A 19,137-nucleotide genomic window follows, 5' to 3' on the forward strand; every position below is an offset into this window, starting at 1 on the left:
ATGCTCGGTGATTCCGCGCGGTACTGTCGAAGTGTGCAGCGACGAATCATGGGCATCGAGACGGAGTTCGGGGTCACGTGCACCTTCCACGGGCACCGGCGGCTGAGCCCGGACGAGGTCGCCCGGTATCTGTTCCGTCGGGTGGTGTCCTGGGGGCGCAGCTCGAACGTGTTCCTCCGCAACGGGGCGCGCCTGTACCTGGACGTCGGGTCGCATCCGGAGTACGCCACGGCCGAGTGCGACGACCTTCTCCAGCTCGTCGAGCACGACCACGCCGGCGAGCGGGTGCTCGAGGAACTGCTGATCGACGCCGAGCAGCGCCTCGCCGAGGAGGGCATCGGCGGCGACATCTACCTGTTCAAGAACAACACCGACTCGGCCGGCAACTCCTACGGCTGCCACGAGAACTACCTCGTGGTGCGGGCCGGGGAGTTCTCCCGCATCTCGGACGTGCTGCTGCCGTTCCTGGTGACGCGGCAGTTGATCTGCGGTGCCGGGAAGGTGCTGCAGACCCCCAAGGCCGCCACGTTCTGCCTGTCGCAGCGCGCCGAGCACATCTGGGAGGGCGTGTCGTCGGCGACCACCCGGTCCCGGCCGATCATCAACACCCGCGACGAGCCGCACGCCGACGCCGAGAAGTACCGGCGGTTGCACGTGATCGTCGGTGACTCGAACATGTCCGAGACCACCACGATGCTCAAGGTCGGCTCCGCGTCGCTGGTGCTCGAGATGATCGAGGCCGGGGTGGCGTTCCGCGATTTCGCGCTCGACAACCCGATCCGGGCCATCCGGGAGGTCAGCCACGATCTGACCGGGCGCAGGCCGGTGCGTCTGGCCGGTGGCCGGCAGGCCAGCGCCCTCGACATCCAGCGTGAGTACCACGGCCGGGCGGTGGAGTACCTGCGCACCCGTGAACCCGATCCGCACGTCGAGCAGGTGGTGGATCTGTGGGGCCGGGTGCTCGACGCGGTCGAGTCGCAGGACTTCGCCAAGGTCGAAACCGAGGTCGACTGGGTGATCAAGCGCAAGCTGTTCCAGCGGTACCAGGACCGCTACGACCTGGAGCTGTCCGATCCGAAGATCGCCCAGCTGGACCTGGCGTACCACGACATCAAGCGCGGGCGCGGGGTGTTCGACCTGCTTCAGCGCAAGGGCCTGGCCACGCGGCTGACCGACGACGAGTCCGTCGACGCGGCCGTGCACACCCCGCCGCAGACCACCCGGGCGAAGCTGCGCGGCGACTTCATCGCCGCCGCACAGGACGCCGGCCGCGACTTCACCGTGGACTGGGTGCACCTCAAGCTCAACGATCAGGCGCAGCGCACGGTGTTGTGCAAGGACCCGTTCCGCTCGGTCGACGAACGCGTCGAACGGCTCATCGCCTCGATGTAGGAGTGTCCCGGGGTCGCCGGCCGTACAGGCGGCGTCCGGTAACCGGGTCGGCCGGCGGGCGGGGGATTAGGCTGCACCGCGTGGCGAATTCCAAAGTCGAGCGGCTGGTGAACCTGGTCATCTGCCTGTTGTCCACCCGCCAGTTCCTCACCGCCGAGAAGATCCGCGCCTCCGTCGCCGGATACGACGACTCGGGCAGCGACGAGGCGTTCAGCCGCATGTTCGAACGCGACAAGAACGAGCTGCGCGATCTGGGGATCCCCCTCGAGACCGGCATGCCGTCCCGGTTCTCCACCGTCGAGGGCTACCGCATCAACCGCGACGCCTACGAGCTACCCGAGATCGAACTGACCAGCGCCGAGGCGGCGGCGGTCGCGGTGGCGGCGGCGCTGTGGGAGTCGCCGGAGCTCACCTCCGCGGCGCAGGGCGCTCTGCTCAAGCTGCGCGCCGCCGGGGTGCAGGTCGATGCCGATCCGGCGGGCGCGATCACCGCGATGCCCACCCGCAGTCGCGGGTCCGAGCCGGTGCTGGGGCGGTTGCTCGCCGCCGTCGACGCGCGCCGCGCGGTGCGGTTCCGGCACCGCAGTTCCCCGACCGACCCGTGGACCGAACGCACCGTCGAGCCGTGGGGGGTGGTCACGGTGCACGGTCGCTGGTATCTGGTGGGGTTCGACCGGGACCGGGGGGCGCCGCGCACCTTCCGGCTCTCCCGGATCGACGACGACATCACGGAGTTCGGTCCGGCCGGGGCCGTGCGGATCCCCGACGGGGTGGACCTGCGGGCGCACGCCCGCGCCGCCACCGCCGCCGGCGACGTGACCGGTCATGCCCGGGTGTGGGTCGCGGACGGGCGCGCCTTCGAACTGCGCCGGCTCGGCACCGCGCACGACCGTCGCGTGGTGGGCGAGCGGCCCGGCACCGTCCTGGACGTGCCGGTGCGGTCGTGGGAGTGGATCGGGCGGGTGATCGCCGGGCAGGGCGCCGACGCGCTGGTCCTCGACCCGCCGGAGTTGCGCGAGGAGGTGCGCCGCATCCTGGCCCGGGTGCTGGCCACCACGACGGCCGGCGCCGGTGCCGGTGCGAGCGGCGGCGTGGCCGCCGAGCGGGGGGAGAACCGATGAGCACACGTCTGTCCGGTCGGCTGACCCGGCTGCTGAACCTGGTGCCCTACTTCCTGGCCCACCCCGGGATCAGCGCCGCCGAGGCCGCGCGGGATCTCGGGGTCACCCCGAAGCAGATCATGGACGACCTGAATCAGCTGTGGGTGTGCGGGCTGCCCGGCTACGGTCCCGGCGACCTGATCGATCTGTCGTTCTCCGAGGACAGCATCGTGGTGACCTTTACCGCTGGGATCGACCGGCCGCTGCGGCTGACGTCCACCGAGGCCACGGCGCTGCTGGTGGCGTTGCGGTCGCTGGTGGAGATGCCCGGTGTGGTCGACCCCACCGCGGCGCTCGGGGCGATCGCCAAGATCGAGGCGGCGGCCGGCACGGCCGCGGCCACCGCCCGCCCACCGGCTCCCACACCCCCGGTCGCCGAGGACCCGGTGGCGGCGACGGTGCGTTCGGCCGTGCAGCACGGCCGGGCGCTGCACCTGACCTACTATTCGGCCTCCCGCGACGCGGTGTCCGAACGTGACGTCGATCCGATCCGCCTCGTGCTGGTCGGGGAGCAGACGTACCTGCAGGCCTGGTGCCGGGCCGCCGACGGGGTGCGGCTGTTCCGGTTCGACCGCATCGACGCCGCCACCGAACTCGACGAACCGGCGAATCCGCCCGAGCGGGCGCTGGACGGGGACGACCACCTCGACCTGTTCGCGGGGGACCCGGCGTTGCCGGCGGCGCGGTTGCGCATCGACCCCGGCTACGGGTGGCTGCTCGACTACTATCCGCTCACCGATGTGCAGGCCCACGAGGACGGCGTCGTCGACGCGGTGATGCACTACGCGTCGCTGGACTGGATGGCGCGGCTGACCGTCGGCCTCGGCGCGGGGGTGCGGGTGCTGGGCCCGCCGGAGCTGGTCGCGGCGGTGCGGGACCGGGCGCAGGCGGCGCTGACGGCGTACGACGCGCTGCCCGGGAACGGGGTGTGAAGCCGCTGCGAACTCCCTGTGAACGCCCCTGTGCGGCGCGCCGCGGCCGGGATGGTCCGGTAGCATCGACGCCAGCAGATCAGTGGAGGTTGATAATGGGTGCAATGAGCCCCTGGCACTGGGCCATCGTCGCGATCGTCGTGATCATCCTGTTCGGTTCGAAGAAGCTGCCCGATGCGGCCCGCGGTCTCGGCCGGTCGCTGCGCATCTTCAAGAGCGAGGTCAAGGAGATGCAGAACGACGACGCGCGCCCCGCGCAGCAGCAGGCTCCGAGCCCGTTGCCGCCGGCCCAGGCGCCCCAGGCCCCCGTGGAGCCGCAGCCGCAGCCGTCGCATCCCGAATCGCGTTCGGCCTGACCGCATTACCCTGACCGGGACATCCACGCGGATGTCCCGGTCCTCCGCTGATCCCGGCGGCCGTGACAGGAGCTGAGAACCGCACCGTGCGCATCCCGTTCGATCCGCGTCGAAGCCGACGCAAGACCAATCCCGACGGCACCATGTCGCTGGTCGAGCACCTCTACGAACTGCGCACCCGCCTGCTCATCGCCCTCGCCGCGGTGGTCCTCACCACGATCGTCGGGTTCGTCTGGTACAGCACCAGCCTGTTCGGGCTGCCGAGCCTCGGCGAGATCCTGCGCGGCCCCTACTGTGATCTGCCGGCGTCCGCGCGCGCCGACATCAGCCCCGACGACAGCTGCCGTCTGCTCGCCACGGGGCCGTTCGAACAGTTCATGCTGCGGCTGAAGGTGGCGCTGACCGCGGGCATCGTGCTCGCCTGCCCGATCTGGCTGTACGAGCTGTGGGCGTTCATCACCCCCGGTCTGTATGCGAAGGAACGCCGCTACGCGATCGGGTTCGTCGTCTCCGGCGCGGCGCTGTTCGTCGCGGGCGCCGTCCTGGCGTACCTGGTGGTCTCGCACGCATTGTCGTTCCTGCTCACCGTCGGCAACGACGTGCAGGTCACCGCGCTGTCGGGCTCGGAGTACTTCGGGTTCATCATCAACCTGCTCGTGATCTTCGGGGTGTCCTTCGAGATCCCCCTCGTCATCGTCGCCCTCAACGCCGTCGGGGTGCTCAGCTACGCCAAGCTCAAGGCGTGGCGGCGCGGGCTGATCATGGCGATGTTCGTCTTCGCGGCCGTCGCCACCCCCGGCCAGGATCCGTTCTCGATGCTGGCGCTGGCCGCCGCCCTGACCCTGCTGCTCGAACTGGCCATCCAGATCGCCCGCCTCCACGACAAGCGCCGTGCCCGCCGCGACCGGGAACAGGGCTGGGGTGACCTCGACGACGACGAGAGCTCGCCGATCACACCGCCGGCTCCGGTGCCCGCGCCCACCTCCACGCCGCCGCCCGGGCCCGCGTCCGCCGACTACTCCGACACCCTCTAGTCGCCGCCTGTGACCGACTCACCCGACACCGGATCCACCGCGACCACGCTGCCGCCCCGGCTCGCCGAGTTCGCCGCCGAGCTGCCCTTCCCGCTCGACCCGTTCCAGGTGCAGGCCTGCCGCGCCCTCGAGGGCGGGCACGGTGTGCTCGTGTGCGCGCCCACCGGCGCCGGCAAGACCGTGGTCGGGGAGTTCGCCGTGCATCTGGCGCTGTGCGCCGGCAGCAAGTGCTTCTACACCACCCCCATCAAGGCGCTGAGCAACCAGAAGTACGCCGATCTCGTCGCCCGCTACGGCAAGGCCGCGGTCGGGCTGCTCACCGGGGATCAGTCCGTCAACCCGGACGCCCCGGTGGTGGTGATGACCACCGAGGTGCTGCGCAACATGCTCTACGCGTCCTCGACCACGCTGATCGGGCTGACCCACGTGGTGATGGACGAGGTGCACTTCCTCGCCGACCGGTTCCGCGGCGCGGTGTGGGAGGAGGTCATCCTGCACCTGCCCGAGGACGTGCGCCTGGTCAGCCTGTCCGCGACCGTCTCCAACGCCGAGGAGTTCGGCGACTGGATGGAGACCGTGCGCGGGGACACCACCGTCGTCGTCGACGAGGTGCGGCCCATTCCGCTGCACCAGCACGTCATGGTCGGCCCCCGCATCTTCGACCTGTTCGAATCCGCCGCACACCCGGACGCGGCGGACGGCACCGGCCGCCGCGGTGTCGTGGTCAACCGGGAACTCGTCGAGCAGGTGCGCCGCCGCGCCGCCCTCGACTCGGCCGGCCGGTGGGGCGGGCCCCGCGGACGCATCGGGTTCCGGCCGCCGCCGCGCCCGGAGGTCGTCGCCCGCCTCGACCGGGAGGGGTTGTTGCCGGCGATCACGTTCGTCTTCAGCCGCGCCGGCTGCGACGCCGCCGTCGGTCAGTGCCTGCGCGCCGGACTGCACCTGACCTCCGAGGACGAGATCGCGCAGATCCGGGCGGTCGTCGACGAGCACACCGGCGACCTGCCGCGCGCCGACCTCGAGGTGCTCGGCTTCCGGGAGTGGCGCGCCGCCCTCGAACGCGGCATCGCCGCCCACCATGCCGGCATGCTCCCGGCGTTCCGGCACACCGTCGAGGACCTGTTCGTCCGCGGCCTGGTGCGGGCGGTGTTCGCCACCGAAACCCTCGCCCTGGGCATCAACATGCCGGCCCGCACCGTGGTCCTCGAGAAGCTGGTCAAATACAACGGCGAAACCCACGCCGAGCTCACCCCGGGCGAGTACACCCAGCTCACCGGGCGGGCCGGGCGGCGCGGCATCGACATCGAGGGCCACGCGGTGGTGCTGTGGCAGCCGGGTCTCGAACCCACCGACGTCGCCGGGCTCGCCTCCACCCGCACGTTCCCGCTGCGCAGCTCGTTCCGCCCGTCGTACAACATGGCGGTCAACCTGATCGACGCGGTCGGCGCCGAACACTCCCGGGCACTGCTGGAACGGTCCTTCGCGCAGTTCCAGGCGGACAAGTCGGTCGTCGGCCTGACCCGTGGCATCGAACGCAACGAGAAGGCCCTCGCCAAGCTGCGCGACCAGCTCGGCGGCGAGGACGGTGAGATCCTCGACTACCTGCAGCTGCGCGAGGAACTGACCCAGCTCGAACGTGCCCGCGAACGCCAGGCGCGGCAGGACCGCCGGCAGGCGGCGGTCGCGTCGCTGCTCGCGCTGCGCCGCGGCGACATCGTCGCCATCCCCGGCGGCCGGCGCACCGGCCTGGCCGTCGTCCTCGAGACCGACACCGACGTCACCGACCCCCGGCCGCTCGTGGTCACCGCGGACGCCTGGTCCGGGCGGGTGTCGGCCGCCGACTTCCCGGCCCCGGCGACCGCGCTGGGCAAGCTCCGGCTGCCCCGGCACGCCGACGCCCGCACCGCCCGGGCCCGCCGGGACCTCGCGTCGGCGTTGCGCAGCACCGGGATCGCCTCGCCGCGCCGACCCAAGCGCGCCAAGAACGGCGACAGCCGCGAGATCGACACGCTGCGGCGGCGGCTGCGCCGGCACCCGGCCCACCAGCATCCCGACCTCGACCGTCTCGCCCGGGTCGGGGAGCGCTACAACCGGCTGGGCCGGGAGGTGGCCCAGATGCGCCGCCAGTCCGCGGCCACCACCAATTCCCTCGCGCGCACCTTCGAGCGGATCGTCGCGTTGCTGACCGAGCGGGGCTACCTCACCGCCGGCGACGATCCGTCGACCACCGAGGCGGGGGAGCGGCTCGCCCGCATCTACAGCGAAAGCGACCTGCTGGTCGCCGAATGCCTGCGCCACCAGGTGTGGGCCGGGCTCTCGCCCGCCGAGCTCGCCGCGGTCGTCTCGGCCGTGGTGTACGAAGCCCGCGCCGAGGAGGGCGCCACCGAGTACGGGCCGACCGGGCCGCTGCGTCGCGCGCTCGCCGACACCGTCCGTCTGTGCGGACAGCTGCGCGCCGACGAGGTCCGCTTCAAGCTGCCCCCGACCCGGGAACCGGATCCCGGATTCGTCGACGCCATCTACACGTGGGTGAGCACCCAGTCGTTGACCGAGGCTCTGCTCGCGGCCGGCACCGCGGGACGTGACCTGTCGGCGGGCGATTTCGTGCGCTGGTGCCGGCAGGTCATCGATCTGCTCGATCAGATCCGCACCGGCGCCGTCGACCCGCAGATCGCCAAGACGGCCGCCCGCGCGATCGGCGCGATCCGGCGCGGTGTCGTCGCGGTCGATGCGGCGTGAGGACATCGCGTGTGGTTTGATACGCGCGCTGCCACACGGCTTCCTCGTGGTGGATGGGGTGCTACGACTACGGTAATTGGACACAGCGAAGGCAGGTGGAGGCGACAATGAGCGGTCCGCACGACCCGCAGGATTCCGACGATTCGACCAAGCAGTGGGCGCCGTCGCCCCCGCCGTCCTCCGGAGCCGAGCAGGGGCCGGCCCCGACCCAGGCGTTCGGCACGCCGCAGCAGGGGCAGGCTCCCGGCCAGTCGTGGGCCCAGCAGGGCCCGGGCCAGACCCCGCAGCCCGGCCAGCAGTGGGGCCAGCAGCCCGGCCAGCCGCAGCAGGGCCAGTGGGGCCAGCAGCCCGGCCAGCCGCAGCAGGGGCAGTGGGGGCAGCAACCCGGCCAGCAGTGGGGGCAACCGCAACAGGGGCAGCCGCAACAGGGGCAGCCGCAACAGGGGCAGCCGCAGCAGGGCCAGTGGGGCCAGCAGCCCGGTCAGCCGCAGCAGGGGCAATGGGGCCAGCAGCCCGGCCAGCAGTGGGGGCAACCGCAACAGGGCCAGCCGCAGCAGGGGCAGTGGGGACAGCAGGCTCCCGGTCAGCCGCCCGGCCAGCAGTGGGGAGCGACCGGCGCGAACCAATGGAATGCCGGTGCACCGCAGACGAAGTCGAAGACCGGCCTGATCGTCGGCCTGGCCGTCGCTGCGCTGGTGCTGATCGGGGCGATCATCGGCGCCGTCCTGCTCCTCGGCGGCACCGACACCCTCGACCCCGAGGCCGCGCAGGCCGGCGTCGAGAAGGTCCTCACCGAGTCGTACGGCGCCACCGACGTCTCCGACGTGCGGTGCCCGGACGGCGAAGAAGTCAAGGCGGGCAACAGCTTCGAGTGCACCCTCACGGTGGACGGGCAGTTCCGGACCGTGACCCTGACCTTCACCGACGACGAGGGCACCTACGAGGTCAGCCGACCCAACTGAGCACGCCGGTCCGTCGCCCTCACACCCCGGCCACCGCCGCGGTCAACCGGGCGACGGACCGCCCGATCCCCAAGTCCTGCGCCAGCCGTTCGAGCCCTTCCGGATCGACCGGGGTCACCGGGATCGGGTCCGGCCGCGACACCCGGACCGGAGCGTCGGTGGCCACCCGCACCACCGGCACCGCCGCGTCCAGATACTCGCCGGCGTCGACCAGCTTGGCGCGCACCCCCTTCGCCAGTCCCGACGCCGGATCCGCGGCCGCCGCGCGCAGCGCCGCCAGCGACCCGTACTCCTGCAGCAGCGTCGACGCGGTCTTCTCCCCGACCCCCTTGACCCCCGGCAACCCGTCCGACGGGTCCCCGCGCAGCGCCGCCAGTTCGGCGTAGGCCGCGCCGGCCCGCGCGGGCGGAAGCCCGTACCGGGCGGCGACTTCCGCCGGACCGAACACCTCGGCCTTGGCCAGGCCCCGCCCCACGTACACCACCCGCACCGGCGCCGCGCCGTCGCGCACCACCTGCAGCAGATCCCGGTCCCCGCTGACCACCAGCACCGGATCCCGGGCCTCGCCGGCGGCGAGAGTGCCGATCACGTCGTCGGCCTCGAACCCGGCCGCCCCGGCGGTGGCGAGCCCGACCGCGGCCAGCACGTCGATGATCATCGGCACCTGCGGCGGCAGCGCCACCGGCACCTCCTCGGCGGTGCCGTCCGACCCGGCGGCCACCCGGTGCGCCTTGTAACTCGGCACCGCCGCCACCCGGAACGCCGGCCGCCAGTCCAGGTCCAGGCACACCACCAGCCGCGCGGGCCGATGCTTGGTGATCAGCGACGCCACCATGTCGGTGAACCCCCGCACCGCATTCACCGGGCGGCCGTCCGGGGCGGTGAGCGACTCGGGCAGCGCGTGGAACGCGCGGAACCACAGGCTCGCCCCGTCGAGCAGCATCAACGGGCCGGTGGGGGGCACGGGGGCGGCGGAGGCCGGCGTCGCAGTCACACCGGTCATCCTGCCAAACGCCACTACGCTGTCGGCATGAGTTCCCCCGAGCGCCGCTTCCCCGCCTCCGTGTACGCCGACCGCCTCGCCCGGGCCGCCGCCCTCGGTCACGACGCCGGTCTCGACGCGCTGCTCGTCACCCCCGGCCCGGACCTGCGCTACCTGCTCGGCTCCCGAGCGGAATCGTTCGAGCGGCTCACCTGCCTGGTGATCCCCACCGTCGGCGGCCCCGCCTCCGTCGTCGTCCCACGCCTCGAGCTGGCCTCCCTCATCGACTCCGCCGCCGCGGACCTGAATCTGCCGGTCCACGACTGGGTCGACGGGCAGGACCCGTACGGGCAGGTCGCGGCGCTGCTGCCGGAGCGTCCGCGCACCGCGGTCGTCGACGCCATGCCGGCGCTGCACCTGGTGCCGCTCGCGACCCGGTTCGCGGTGCCGCCCGTGCTGGCGACCGAGGTCGTGCGGCAGCTGCGCATGGTCAAGGACGACGAGGAGGTCGCGGCGCTGCGCCGCGCCGGCGCCGCCATCGACCGGGTGCACGCGCAGATGGGACGGTGGCTGCGGCCCGGCCGCACCGAGGCGCAGGTCGCGGCCGACATCACCGCCGCGATCGTCGCCGAGGGCCACACCGAGGCCGCCTTCGTCATCGTCGGGTCCGGCCCGCACGGCGCCGACCCCCACCACGAGGTCTCCGACCGGGTCCTCGAACCCGGCGACGTCGTGGTCGTCGACATCGGCGGCCCGGTCGAGCCCGGCTACTACTCCGACTCCACCCGCACCTACAGCCTTGGCGCGCCCCCCGACGACGTCGCGGCGAAGGTGGCGCTGCTCGAGGCGGCGCAGCGGGCGGCGGTCGACGCGGTCCGGCCCGGGGTCACCGCCGCCTCGATCGACGCCGCCGCCCGCGACGTCCTCGCCGCGCACGGCCTCGCCGGGGTCTTCGTGCACCGCACCGGGCACGGCATCGGGCTGTCCGTCCACGAGGAGCCGTACATCGTCGACGGCAACACCGATGTGCTGCGGCCCGGGATGGCGTTCAGCATCGAACCGGGCATCTACTTCCGCGGCGAGTGGGGTGCGCGCATCGAGGACATCGTGGTGGTCACCGAGGACGGCTGCGAGCCGCTCAACCACCGTCCGCACGGACTGACGGTGCTGCCGGGGTGAGCGGCCCTACTTGTCGAGCACCGAGCCCATCACCCGTTCGACGGTGATCTCCACCACCACCCGGGTCGGGTTGGGCCGCGGCGTCCGGTACCGCGCGGTGTAGCGGCGCACCCCCTCGGCGACGGCCTCCGGTTCCGTCCGCACCCGGGCGGGACCTTCGAGGGTGAGCCAGCGGCCCCGCTCGACCTGGCTGACCGCGCCGTACCCGCGGCGGTCGGCGTTGAGCGCCTTCTGCGAGGTCGCATTGGTGATCACCCGCACCACCCCGGCCTCCGGGTCCCACGTGAAGCCGACGGCCACCACGTGCGGGCTGCCGTCCTTGCGCAGCGTCGTGAGCGTGCCGAGATGGTATTCGGTGAGGAACTGCAACGCGGCGTCGCCGAGCGCGGCGGGGGTGCGGGCCATGCCTGCGACGGTAGCCGAACCCGGCCCGCGCACCCCGCGGCGCCACCCGGCACACTGGTGCGGTGAGCAACGGGCAGGGTTCGATCGTCGTCTTCGGGGGCCGCAGCGAGATCGGGACGGCGGTGGCCGTCCGGCTGGCCCGCGGCCGCACCGTGGTCCTGGCCGCACGCCGCGCCGGCGATCTCGAGGCGCAGCGCCGCGCCGTGCTCGACGCCGGTGCCGTCGCCGTGCACACCGTCGAGTTCGACGCCGACCGGCTCGACACCCACGAGCAGACCCTCGCCGACCTCGCGATGCTGTACGGGCCGATCGACGTGGCGGTCCTCGCGTTCGGCATCCTCGGCGACCAGCACCGCGCCGAACACGACCCGGCACATGCCGTGGCGATCGTGCACACCGACTACGTCGCCCACGTGGCCCTGCTCACGGCGCTGGCGGCGCATCTGCGTGCCCAGGGGTCGGGTCGGATCGTGGTGTTCTCGTCGGTGGCGGGGGTGCGGGTGCGCCGCGCGAACTATGTGTACGGCTCCGCGAAGGCCGGTCTCGACGGCTTCGCCTCCGGCCTGGCGGATGCGCTGCACGGCAGCGGCGTGTCGCTGCTGCTGGTGCGACCCGGGTTCGTCGTCGGCCGCATGACCGAGGGCATGAGCCCCGCGCCGCTGTCGAGCACCCCGGACCGGGTCGCCGACGCGACGGTGACGGCGCTGCGCCGCGGCCGCGGCGAGGTGTGGGTGCCGGCGGTGCTGCGGCCGGTGTTCTTCGGGATGCGGCTGCTGCCGCGGCCGATCTGGCGGCGACTGCCGCGCTGACCGGCGCGGTCAGCGGCGGCGGGACTCGAGCAGCCGCAACCACACCTCGCCGACCGTCGGATACGCCGGTACCGCATGCCACAGCGTCTCGAGTGGCACCGCGCCGACCACCGCGACCGTCGCGGCGTGCAGCAGCTCGGCCACGTCGGTACCCGCGAACGTCGCCCCCACCACGGTGTCGGTGGCGCGGTCGACCACGAGGGCGGCGCGTCCGGTGAAATCGTCCCGCGCCAGCGCGGAGCCGGCCACGGCGATGTCGACCTCGAGCACCTCGATGTCGAGGCCGTCGGCGCGGGCGTCGGCCGCGGTGCGGCCCACGGCCGCGACCTCCGGGGCGGTGAACACCACCTGCGGCACCTGGCCGTGGTCGGCGCGCGCCCGGAACCGGGGCGCGTCGAGGGCGCGTCCCTCGGCGCGGGCGGCGATCACGTCGCCGCAGACCCGCCCCTGGTACTTGCCCATGTGCGTCAGCGCGGTCCGGCCGGTGACGTCGCCGACGGCGTAGAGCCAGTGCCCGTCCACCCCGGCGACGGTCATGTGGTCGTCGGTGCGCAGCGGGCCGTCCCCGTCCCACCCGACCGTGTCGAGCCCGAGTCCGGTGGTCGCGGGCCGGCGCCCGGCCGCGACGATCAGCTCGTCGACCTCGAGGCTGCCGCCGTCGTCGAGGCGCAGCCGCACCGGGCCGCCGTGGATGCGTCCGATGCCGGTGTCCGCGACGTCCGGGCGGGACACCTCCGCCGTCGTCGTGCCGAACCGCAGCCGGACGCCGTGCTCGCGCAGCGTCTCGGCGACGGCGGCGCCGGCGAACGGCTCGGTGCGGGCGAGCAGCCGGTGCCCGCGCACCAGCATCGTCAGATCCTCGGTGCCGAGCTCGCGCAGCCAGGTCGCGATCTCGCAGGCGACGATGCCGCCCCCGACGATCGCGGCGCGCCGCGGCACCTGGTGCAGGTTCGTCGCGTCCCGCGAGGTCCACGGCCGGGCCGCGCGCAGTCCCGGCACGTCGGGCACGGTCGCGGTGCTGCCGGTGGCCACCACCACCGCGTGCCGAGCCCGCAGCCGGCGCGGCTGCGGACCGTCCACGGTGACCTCGCACCGGGCGGTGAGGCGGCCGTGCCCGCGCACGACCGCGATCCCGGCGCCGCGCGCCCACTCGACCTGGGCGGTGTCGTCCCGGTTGTCGGTGAACGCGTCCCGGCGGGCGAGGACGTCGGTGACGTCGACGCCGTGGGCGGCGACCTTGGCGGCGACGCCGGGCATGTGCCGGGCCGCAGCGAGCACCTGGCCCGGGCGCAGCAGCGCCTTGCTCGGCATGCACGCCCAGTAGGAGCATTCGCCGCCGACGAGTTCGTGTTCGACCAGCACGGCGGTGCGGTCGCTGCCGGCGATCGCATAGGCGGCGGCGTTCTCCCCGGCGGGTCCGCCGCCGAGGACGACGACATCGAACACCTCGGACTCGGACCCGGCACCGATGCTCATGAGCCCACGGTAGGCCGCGTGCGGGTCGGGCGCGCCCGGAACACGACCGCGGCCGCAGCGTCCCGCTCGGCTCAGTTCAGCTCGGGGGAGTCGGCGTCGAAGATCAGTCCCATCGGGGCGAGGACCCGCACCACCTGTTCGGCGGCCCACTCGTCGAGGTCGCACAGCAGCACCACCGACCACGGCGTCACCACCAGGGGACGATCCACGGCCGCGAGGAACTCCGCCATCCGCGCCGGCAGCACCGCCCCGGGCAGACCACCGCCGAGGGTGACCGCACCGTCGGGCTGGTCGAACCAGCCCACGGGCCGGGCCGGAGCCGGCGGGCGCGGCGCCGGCGGCGCCGACGGCTCCAGGCCCAGGGCGGCGAGGGTGGCGGCGACCCCGGCCCGGTGGGGCCGCTGCGCCGCCGCGACCAGCGTCTCGACGACGTCGCCGGGAGACAGGCGCACCCCGGTGTCGGTGCCGTCGAGCAGCAGCGCCCACCGCCGGTCGGGCAGCGCCGCCGCCCCCACCTCGGGGCCCAGGGCCGCGATGTCGCCGCTGCCGTCGTCGATCCCGACGACGAGGTCGCGGTCCGGCGCGGGCGCGGGGAGGCGACGATGCACCTCGGCGAGGATCTCCCGCACGTCGACGTGCCCGCCGCGGCGGCCGGACAGCGGCGAGGCGAGCAGGCGGCGTCGGTGCTGTCCGGGCAGGTCGAAGCCGTGGCCGGTCAGCTGCGCGGTGAGCTCGGCGCGGTTCCCGCGCAGCCCGAGACCGTCGGTGGTGAGGACCAGGGTGCCCCCGGCGTGTTCGTGGGCGAGGTCGGCGAGGAGCTGCAGCTGCGCCGCCGCGAGCCGGCCGCCGGGCAGGGACACCTCGACCAGGTCGGCGGGTTCATGAGCGTGCGGCATGGCCTCCAGGCTAGACGGCGGCGGTCGGCGCGGCCCGCCCGTCCGTAGGGTGTGGCCCATGACCCCGACCTTCGGCGACCTCGCCGCCGCGAAGTACGTGCTGCTGACCACCTTCCGCAGGGACGGCACCCCGGTGCCGACCGCGGTGTGGGCGGCCGCCGACGCCGACCGGCTGCTGGTGTGGACCGTCACCGACTCCTACAAGGTCAGGCGGTTGCGCCGTGATCCGCGGATCACCGTCGCGGTGTGCGACGCGCGCGGCACACCGCGCAGCGACGCGGTGCCCGGCACCGCCACGGTGCTCGACGCGGCCGGCACCGAGCGGGCGCGGGCGGTGATCGCCCGCAAGTACGGGATCCTGGGGTGGCTCACGGTCAAGGGCAGTGTGCTGCGCCGCGGGCGCGCCGGCACCGTCGGGCTCGCCTGTGTCGTCGAGGCGGGCGACCCCGCCCCGGAGCCCGGTCCCGGCCGGTGAGCGGAGACCGGCGGGGCCCGGGTCGCCGCGGGGTCAGCGGGCGCGGCTGACCGACGACATGTGGAAGTCGGGGATCCGCAGCGGCGGCATCGCGGTGCGGGTGAACCAGTCCTTCCATTCCCGCGGCAGGGTGCGCTGCGTGCCACCGGCCTCGGTGGTGCGCCGCAGCAGATCCAGCGGGCTCTCGTTGAACCGGAAGTTGTTCACCTCCGCCGTCACCGCACCGTCCTCGACCAGATACACGCCGTCGCGGGTCAGTCCGGTCAGCAGCAACGTCGCCGGATCGACCTCGCGGATGTACCACAGGGTCGTCAGCAGCAGTCCCCGCTCGGTACGGGCCACCATCTCGTCCACGCCGGCGGGGCCGCCGCCGGTCAGGAGCAGGTTCTGCCCGGGCGCGGCGGCCGGCGCCCCGAACTCGGCGGCGGCGGCCCGCGGGTACGCCAGCGCGTGCACCGTGCCCGCCCGCACCCAGTCGACCCGCCCGAGGTCCATGCCGTTGTCGAACACCGACACCGAGTTCGACGAGGCGGTGGCCGTGACGAACGGCGCGTACTCCAGGTCGGGGGCGGCGGGATCGGAGAACAGCGTCAACGGCAGCGCGGTGAGCCGTTCGCCGACGCGGGTGCCGCCGGGCCGCGACAGCGCGGTGTGCCCTTCCTCGGCGCCGCGGCCCTCCATCGACCACATCAGGTAGATCATCAGGTCCGCCACCGCCGACGGCGGCAGCAGCGTCTCGTAGCGCCCGGCCGGCAGCTCGACGGTGCGGCGCGCCCAGTCCAGCCGCCGCGACAGCTCCGCCAGCAGGGACGGGGTGTCGACGTCGGTGAAGTCGCGGGTGCCGGCCCCGGCCCACGCGCTCGGCCCGGTCAGCCCGCCCCGTTTGCCGTTGATCTCCACCGATCCCTCCGGCTCGGTGAACCGGCGCCGCACCCCGCTCGAGGTGCCGAGCCAGGTCGTCGAGATCCGGTGGTGGGCGAAGCCGTAGAGCTGATCGGCGCCGTCGAAGCCGGCGGCGAGATCGTCGACGAGCCGCCCGAACACCGTGATGTCGGTCCCGGCCGCGGCGTCGGCCCAGTCGCCGGGCTCGCCGTCCCCCCCGACGAGCGGCACCGCGTCCTCGGCCGGGGCCGCCGCCGCGGCCGCCGCCACCGCCGCCTGCACGGTCGGGGCGATGTCGGCCGGGTCGACGCTGCTCGATGTCACCACCCCGACCCGGGTGGTGTCGCCGCGCAGGACCGCGATCACCGTCCAGCTGCGGGAACGCGAGATCCCGTTGGTGGTCATCGAGTTGCCGGCCCACCGCAGCGACGCCTCGCCGGTGTCGGTGACCAGCACGATCGTCTCGTCGGCGGTCGAGCAGCGCAGCGCCCGCTCGAGCTGTTCCTGCGCCTCGATCATCGCCGGCCCTCCGCGCGGGTGTTGAGGACGTTCACCGACCGCAGCAGCGCCGACGGGCAGCCGTGGCTGACCGGGGCGACCTGCCCGGGCTGGGCCTTGCCGCAGTTCACGGCGCCGCCGAGTTGCCACGTCGACGGCCCGCCCACCGCCTCGAGCGAGCCCCAGAAGTCGGTCGTGGTGGCCTGGTAGGCCACATCGCGCACCTGCCCGGCGAGCGTGCCCCCCCGGATCCGGTAGAACCGCTGGCCGGTGAACTGGAAGTTGTAGCGTTGCATGTCGATCGACCAGGACTTGTCGCCGACGACGTAGAGCCCGTCGTCGACGCGGGCGATGAGCTCGGCGGTGGTGGTGTCGGCCGCCGGGTCCGGTTGCAGCGACACGTTCGCCATCCGCTGGATCGGCACGTGATGCGCCGAGTCGGCGTACGAGCAGCCGTTCGAACGCGGCAGGCCCAGCCGCGGCGCGAACACCCGGTCGAGCTGGTAGCCGACCAGGATGCCGTCCCGCACCAGGTCCCAGGACTGGGCGGCGACCCCGTCGTCGTCCCAGCCGACGCTGGCGAGCCCGTGCGCGACGGTGCGGTCCGCCGTCACCTGCATCACGTCGGTGCCGTAGCGCAGCGTGCCGAGCCCGTCGGGGGTGGCGAACGAGGTGCCCGCGTAGGCCGCCTCGTACCCGATGGCCCGATCGTATTCCGTTGCGTGCCCGATTGATTCGTGAACCGTCAACCACAGGTTGGTGGGGTCGATCACCAGGTCCGTCGGCCCCGCCTGCACGCTGGGGGCCGTCGCCTTCTCCGCCAGCCACCCGGGGATCTGCGCCAGCTCCGCACTCCAGTCCCAGTGCGCGTCGCCGGCCGCATACTCCCAGCCCCGCCCCACCGGTGGGGCGAGGGTGCGCATCGTCTCGAACTCGCCGGTGCGCCGGTCCACGGCGGTCGCCTCGAGCTGCGGGGCGATCCGGACCCGCTGCTGGGTGATCGTCGAGCCGGCCAGGTCTGCGTAGAACGTCTGCTCCTTGACCTGGACACAGTTCGCCGTCACATGATCGACCTCGTCGGCGTCGAGCAGGTGCCGGGAGAACTCCGCCAGCCGCGCCACCTTCTGCGCGGTGGGCACCGTGAACGGGTCGATCTCGTACGACGAGACCCACACCGCGTCCGGGTAGACCGGCTCGTCGGCGAGTTCGACCCGGTCCCGGTTCAGCGCCCGCAACGTCCGGGCCACCTCGATCGCCTGCCGCGCCGTGGCCGCCGCGACGGCCGGGCTCAGCTCGGCGTGCGAGGCGAAGCCCCAGGTGCCGTCGACCACCACCCGCACGGCCAGCCCGGTGTCGACGCTGTCGACGGCGGCCTGCACGGCGCCGTCCCGCAGGCTCAGCGACTGGCTGTGCACGCGGTGCACCCGCAGATCCGCGTGGGAGGCACCGGCGGCGCGGGCGGCGGACAGCGCCGCGTCCGCGAGTGTCCGCAACGGCAGGGCGAGGAAGTCGGCGTCGACGGTGCTCACGGGCACCACCGTACTGGGTCGCACCCGGCGCGCCGGCTCACCCGAACTGCTGCCAGCCCAGACGCACCACCATCACCAGCACCACGACCAGCAGCACCGCCCGCACGAATCCCGCGCCGCGGCGCAGCGCCGTCCGCGACCCGGCGACCGCGCCCGCGATGTTGCACACCGCCAGCGCCAACCCCAGCGACCACCACACGTACCCGGCCGCCGCGAAATACACCAGCGCCCCGAAATTGGACCCGAGGTTGATCACCTTCGCCATCGCCGCCGACCGCACGAACTCGGTGCCGAGCAGCGTCGCGAACGTGATGATCAGGAACGTGCCGGTGCCCGGGCCGAGCAGGCCGTCGTAGAAGCCGATCACCGCGGCCGCGGTCAGCACCACCAGGACCGTGCGCCGCGCCGTCGGGGGTTCGTGCACCAGGGTCGTGCCGACCTGCGGCCGCAGCGTCACGAACACCGCGACCGCCACCAGCACCACCATCACCATCGGAACGAACAGGTCCTTGTCGATCCGCGAGACCGTCGCCGCGCCCGCCGCGGCCGCGACCGCGGCCAGGACCGCCGCCGGAGCCAGGACCGGCCACTGCAGCCGGATCCGCCGCGCGAAGGTCACCACCGCCGCGCCGGTGCCGCAGATGGCGGTGAGCTTGTTCGTCGCCAGCGCGGCCGCCGGTGTCAGCTGCGGGGCGACGACGAACAGCGCCGGCAACAGGATCAACCCGCCCCCACCGACGACGGCGTCGACCCACCCGGCGGCGGTCGCCGCCGCCATCAGAACCGCCCAGTCGCCCGCGCCCACGCGGCCATTCGATCACAGTGGCCGGGAGCAAAACCGCGGCGCCGTTCGTTGAGCGGGTATGACCGCCGCACCGTTCCCGGCAGCTGGAAGGATCACCCCATGATCGCGCTGCTGTTCCTGGCCTACGTCGTCGTCGAGATCGGGGCGCTGGCGTGGCTCGGGTCCACCCTGGGCATCGGCACGACCATCCTGGTGTTCCTCGGGGTGAGCGTCCTCGGGTACCTGGTGCTCGCCGCGCAGGGCCGGCGTGCCCTGCAGAACCTGGGCCGGGTCCGCAGCGCCACCGGCGCGGACCGGGCCTTGACCGACGGCGCGCTGGTCGGTGTCGGGGCCGGGCTCGTGCTCGTACCCGGACCGGTGACCAGCGCCGCGGGGATCCTGCTGCTGCTGCCCCCGACCCGCGCGCTGCTGCGCCCGCTGGTGCGGGCGCTGGCCGCCCGCCGGGTCGCCGCCTCCGTCGCCCGGGGCGGCACCTTCCGCGGGGAGCGCGTCGTGATCGTCGACGGCGAGGTCGTCGAGCACACCGTGGTCGGCCCGGCCCGCCTCGACAGCCCCGCCTCCGGGACCGGGACCGTGCTCGAGGGCGAGATCGTCGACCCCCCGCACCGTCCGCGCCTGCCGTAGCG

At 73.6% G+C, this 19,137-nt stretch carries 18 protein-coding genes; 11 read left to right on the forward strand and 7 right to left on the reverse strand.

Annotated features, from left to right (window positions below; translation table 11 throughout):
* Positions 1-33: 33 nt before the first annotated feature.
* From pafA to QYS60_RS12205, 7 genes are all read left to right on the forward strand, one after another.
* Positions 34-1,392: a Pup--protein ligase gene (gene pafA / locus QYS60_RS12175; RefSeq protein ID WP_003937216.1), complete on the forward strand. Its 1,359-nt coding sequence runs from the start codon at positions 34-36 to the stop codon at positions 1,390-1,392.
* A gap of 80 nt (positions 1,393-1,472) precedes the next feature.
* The gene (locus QYS60_RS12180) at positions 1,473-2,513 is read left to right on the forward strand and encodes a helix-turn-helix transcriptional regulator (RefSeq protein WP_371383272.1); all 1,041 of its coding nucleotides are present in this window, start codon (positions 1,473-1,475) and stop codon (positions 2,511-2,513) included.
* Positions 2,510-3,484, forward strand: coding sequence for a helix-turn-helix transcriptional regulator (locus tag QYS60_RS12185; RefSeq protein ID WP_371383273.1), 975 nt, complete (start codon positions 2,510-2,512; stop codon positions 3,482-3,484). The genes QYS60_RS12180 and QYS60_RS12185 overlap by 4 nt, the downstream gene beginning before the upstream one ends.
* Before the next feature lie 95 nt (positions 3,485-3,579).
* The gene (tatA, locus tag QYS60_RS12190) at positions 3,580-3,840 is read left to right on the forward strand and encodes a Sec-independent protein translocase subunit TatA (protein ID WP_040782805.1); all 261 of its coding nucleotides are present in this window, start codon (positions 3,580-3,582) and stop codon (positions 3,838-3,840) included.
* A gap of 86 nt (positions 3,841-3,926) precedes the next feature.
* Positions 3,927-4,874, forward strand: coding sequence for a twin-arginine translocase subunit TatC (gene tatC, locus QYS60_RS12195; RefSeq protein WP_289382173.1), 948 nt, complete (start codon positions 3,927-3,929; stop codon positions 4,872-4,874).
* A 9-nt stretch (positions 4,875-4,883) separates the two neighbouring features.
* Positions 4,884-7,613: a DEAD/DEAH box helicase gene (locus tag QYS60_RS12200; protein WP_371383274.1), complete on the forward strand. Its 2,730-nt coding sequence runs from the start codon at positions 4,884-4,886 to the stop codon at positions 7,611-7,613.
* A 107-nt stretch (positions 7,614-7,720) separates the two neighbouring features.
* A complete protein-coding gene (locus QYS60_RS12205) occupies positions 7,721-8,575 on the forward strand; it encodes a DUF4333 domain-containing protein (protein WP_371383275.1) in 855 nt (284 codons plus the stop codon).
* Positions 8,576-8,594: 19 nt separating this feature from the next.
* Here QYS60_RS12205 and QYS60_RS12210 read toward each other — a convergent pair whose 3' ends face one another.
* Positions 8,595-9,578 (reverse strand): 5'-3' exonuclease H3TH domain-containing protein, encoded by a 984-nt coding sequence (locus tag QYS60_RS12210; RefSeq protein ID WP_371383276.1) that lies wholly within the window; start codon positions 9,576-9,578, stop codon positions 8,595-8,597.
* Positions 9,579-9,605: 27 nt separating this feature from the next.
* Here QYS60_RS12210 and QYS60_RS12215 point away from each other — a divergent pair, with 27 nt between their 5' ends.
* Positions 9,606-10,736: a M24 family metallopeptidase gene (locus tag QYS60_RS12215; protein WP_371383277.1), complete on the forward strand. Its 1,131-nt coding sequence runs from the start codon at positions 9,606-9,608 to the stop codon at positions 10,734-10,736.
* A gap of 6 nt (positions 10,737-10,742) precedes the next feature.
* Here QYS60_RS12215 and QYS60_RS12220 read toward each other — a convergent pair whose 3' ends face one another.
* Positions 10,743-11,141: a TIGR03618 family F420-dependent PPOX class oxidoreductase gene (locus QYS60_RS12220; RefSeq protein ID WP_371383278.1), complete on the reverse strand. Its 399-nt coding sequence runs from the start codon at positions 11,139-11,141 to the stop codon at positions 10,743-10,745.
* A 62-nt stretch (positions 11,142-11,203) separates the two neighbouring features.
* On the opposite strand from QYS60_RS12220, the gene QYS60_RS12225 reads away from it, so the two are divergent.
* Positions 11,204-11,950, forward strand: coding sequence for an SDR family NAD(P)-dependent oxidoreductase (locus tag QYS60_RS12225; protein WP_371383279.1), 747 nt, complete (start codon positions 11,204-11,206; stop codon positions 11,948-11,950).
* A gap of 9 nt (positions 11,951-11,959) precedes the next feature.
* Here QYS60_RS12225 and QYS60_RS12230 read toward each other — a convergent pair whose 3' ends face one another.
* Together QYS60_RS12230 and QYS60_RS12235 are read right to left on the reverse strand one after the other, a co-directional pair.
* Entirely contained in the window at positions 11,960-13,426 is a 1,467-nt protein-coding gene (locus tag QYS60_RS12230; RefSeq protein ID WP_371383280.1) for an NAD(P)/FAD-dependent oxidoreductase, read from the reverse strand.
* A gap of 71 nt (positions 13,427-13,497) precedes the next feature.
* Positions 13,498-14,322 carry a precorrin-3B synthase gene (locus QYS60_RS12235; RefSeq protein WP_371383281.1) on the reverse strand — a complete coding sequence of 275 codons (825 nt, stop codon included), beginning with the start codon at positions 14,320-14,322 and terminating at the stop codon, positions 13,498-13,500.
* 58 nt (positions 14,323-14,380) lie between these two features.
* On the opposite strand from QYS60_RS12235, the gene QYS60_RS12240 reads away from it, so the two are divergent.
* The gene (locus tag QYS60_RS12240; protein WP_289382147.1) at positions 14,381-14,797 is read left to right on the forward strand and encodes a PPOX class F420-dependent oxidoreductase; all 417 of its coding nucleotides are present in this window, start codon (positions 14,381-14,383) and stop codon (positions 14,795-14,797) included.
* 33 nt (positions 14,798-14,830) lie between these two features.
* Here QYS60_RS12240 and QYS60_RS12245 read toward each other — a convergent pair whose 3' ends face one another.
* The 3 genes from QYS60_RS12245 to QYS60_RS12255 are packed head-to-tail and all read right to left on the reverse strand — an operon-like array spanning position 14,831 to position 18,511.
* Positions 14,831-16,198, reverse strand: a complete 1,368-nt coding sequence (locus QYS60_RS12245) for a metallopeptidase TldD-related protein (RefSeq protein ID WP_371383282.1) — start codon at positions 16,196-16,198, stop codon at positions 14,831-14,833.
* The gene (locus QYS60_RS12250) at positions 16,195-17,706 is read right to left on the reverse strand and encodes a TldD/PmbA family protein (RefSeq protein WP_371383283.1); all 1,512 of its coding nucleotides are present in this window, start codon (positions 17,704-17,706) and stop codon (positions 16,195-16,197) included. Before QYS60_RS12250 ends, QYS60_RS12245 begins: the two co-directional genes overlap by 4 nt.
* A 37-nt stretch (positions 17,707-17,743) precedes the next feature.
* Positions 17,744-18,511 (reverse strand): TSUP family transporter, encoded by a 768-nt coding sequence (locus QYS60_RS12255; protein ID WP_054375322.1) that lies wholly within the window; start codon positions 18,509-18,511, stop codon positions 17,744-17,746.
* Between the two features lie 99 nt (positions 18,512-18,610).
* Here QYS60_RS12255 and QYS60_RS12260 point away from each other — a divergent pair, with 99 nt between their 5' ends.
* On the forward strand, positions 18,611-19,135 hold the full coding sequence (locus QYS60_RS12260) for an FxsA family protein (RefSeq protein ID WP_371383284.1): 525 nt from the start codon (positions 18,611-18,613) through the stop codon (positions 19,133-19,135).
* Positions 19,136-19,137 lie beyond the last annotated feature (2 nt).

Origin of the sequence: Rhodococcus sp. GXMU-t2271 (assembly GCF_041414735.1) — a bacterium.
Lineage (GTDB): Bacteria > Actinomycetota > Actinomycetes > Mycobacteriales > Mycobacteriaceae > Rhodococcus > Rhodococcus indonesiensis.

Bases quoted from the DNA above. Each gene is read 5' to 3' on its own strand.
- QYS60_RS12235 (WP_371383281.1), bottom strand. From the start codon at position 14,322: ATGCCGCACGCTCATGAACCCGCCGACCTGGTCGAGGTGTCCCTGCCC.
- QYS60_RS12210 (WP_371383276.1), bottom strand. From the start codon at position 9,578: ATGACCGGTGTGACTGCGACGCCGGCCTCCGCCGCCCCCGTGCCCCCC.
- QYS60_RS12205 (WP_371383275.1), top strand. From the start codon at position 7,721: ATGAGCGGTCCGCACGACCCGCAGGATTCCGACGATTCGACCAAGCAG.
- QYS60_RS12185 (WP_371383273.1), top strand. From the start codon at position 2,510: ATGAGCACACGTCTGTCCGGTCGGCTGACCCGGCTGCTGAACCTGGTG.
- QYS60_RS12215 (WP_371383277.1), top strand. From the start codon at position 9,606: ATGAGTTCCCCCGAGCGCCGCTTCCCCGCCTCCGTGTACGCCGACCGC.
- tatA (WP_040782805.1), top strand. From the start codon at position 3,580: ATGGGTGCAATGAGCCCCTGGCACTGGGCCATCGTCGCGATCGTCGTG.
- QYS60_RS12220 (WP_371383278.1), bottom strand. From the start codon at position 11,141: ATGGCCCGCACCCCCGCCGCGCTCGGCGACGCCGCGTTGCAGTTCCTC.
- QYS60_RS12230 (WP_371383280.1), bottom strand. From the start codon at position 13,426: ATGAGCATCGGTGCCGGGTCCGAGTCCGAGGTGTTCGATGTCGTCGTC.
- QYS60_RS12245 (WP_371383282.1), bottom strand. From the start codon at position 16,198: ATGATCGAGGCGCAGGAACAGCTCGAGCGGGCGCTGCGCTGCTCGACC.
- QYS60_RS12240 (WP_289382147.1), top strand. From the start codon at position 14,381: ATGACCCCGACCTTCGGCGACCTCGCCGCCGCGAAGTACGTGCTGCTG.
- QYS60_RS12260 (WP_371383284.1), top strand. From the start codon at position 18,611: ATGATCGCGCTGCTGTTCCTGGCCTACGTCGTCGTCGAGATCGGGGCG.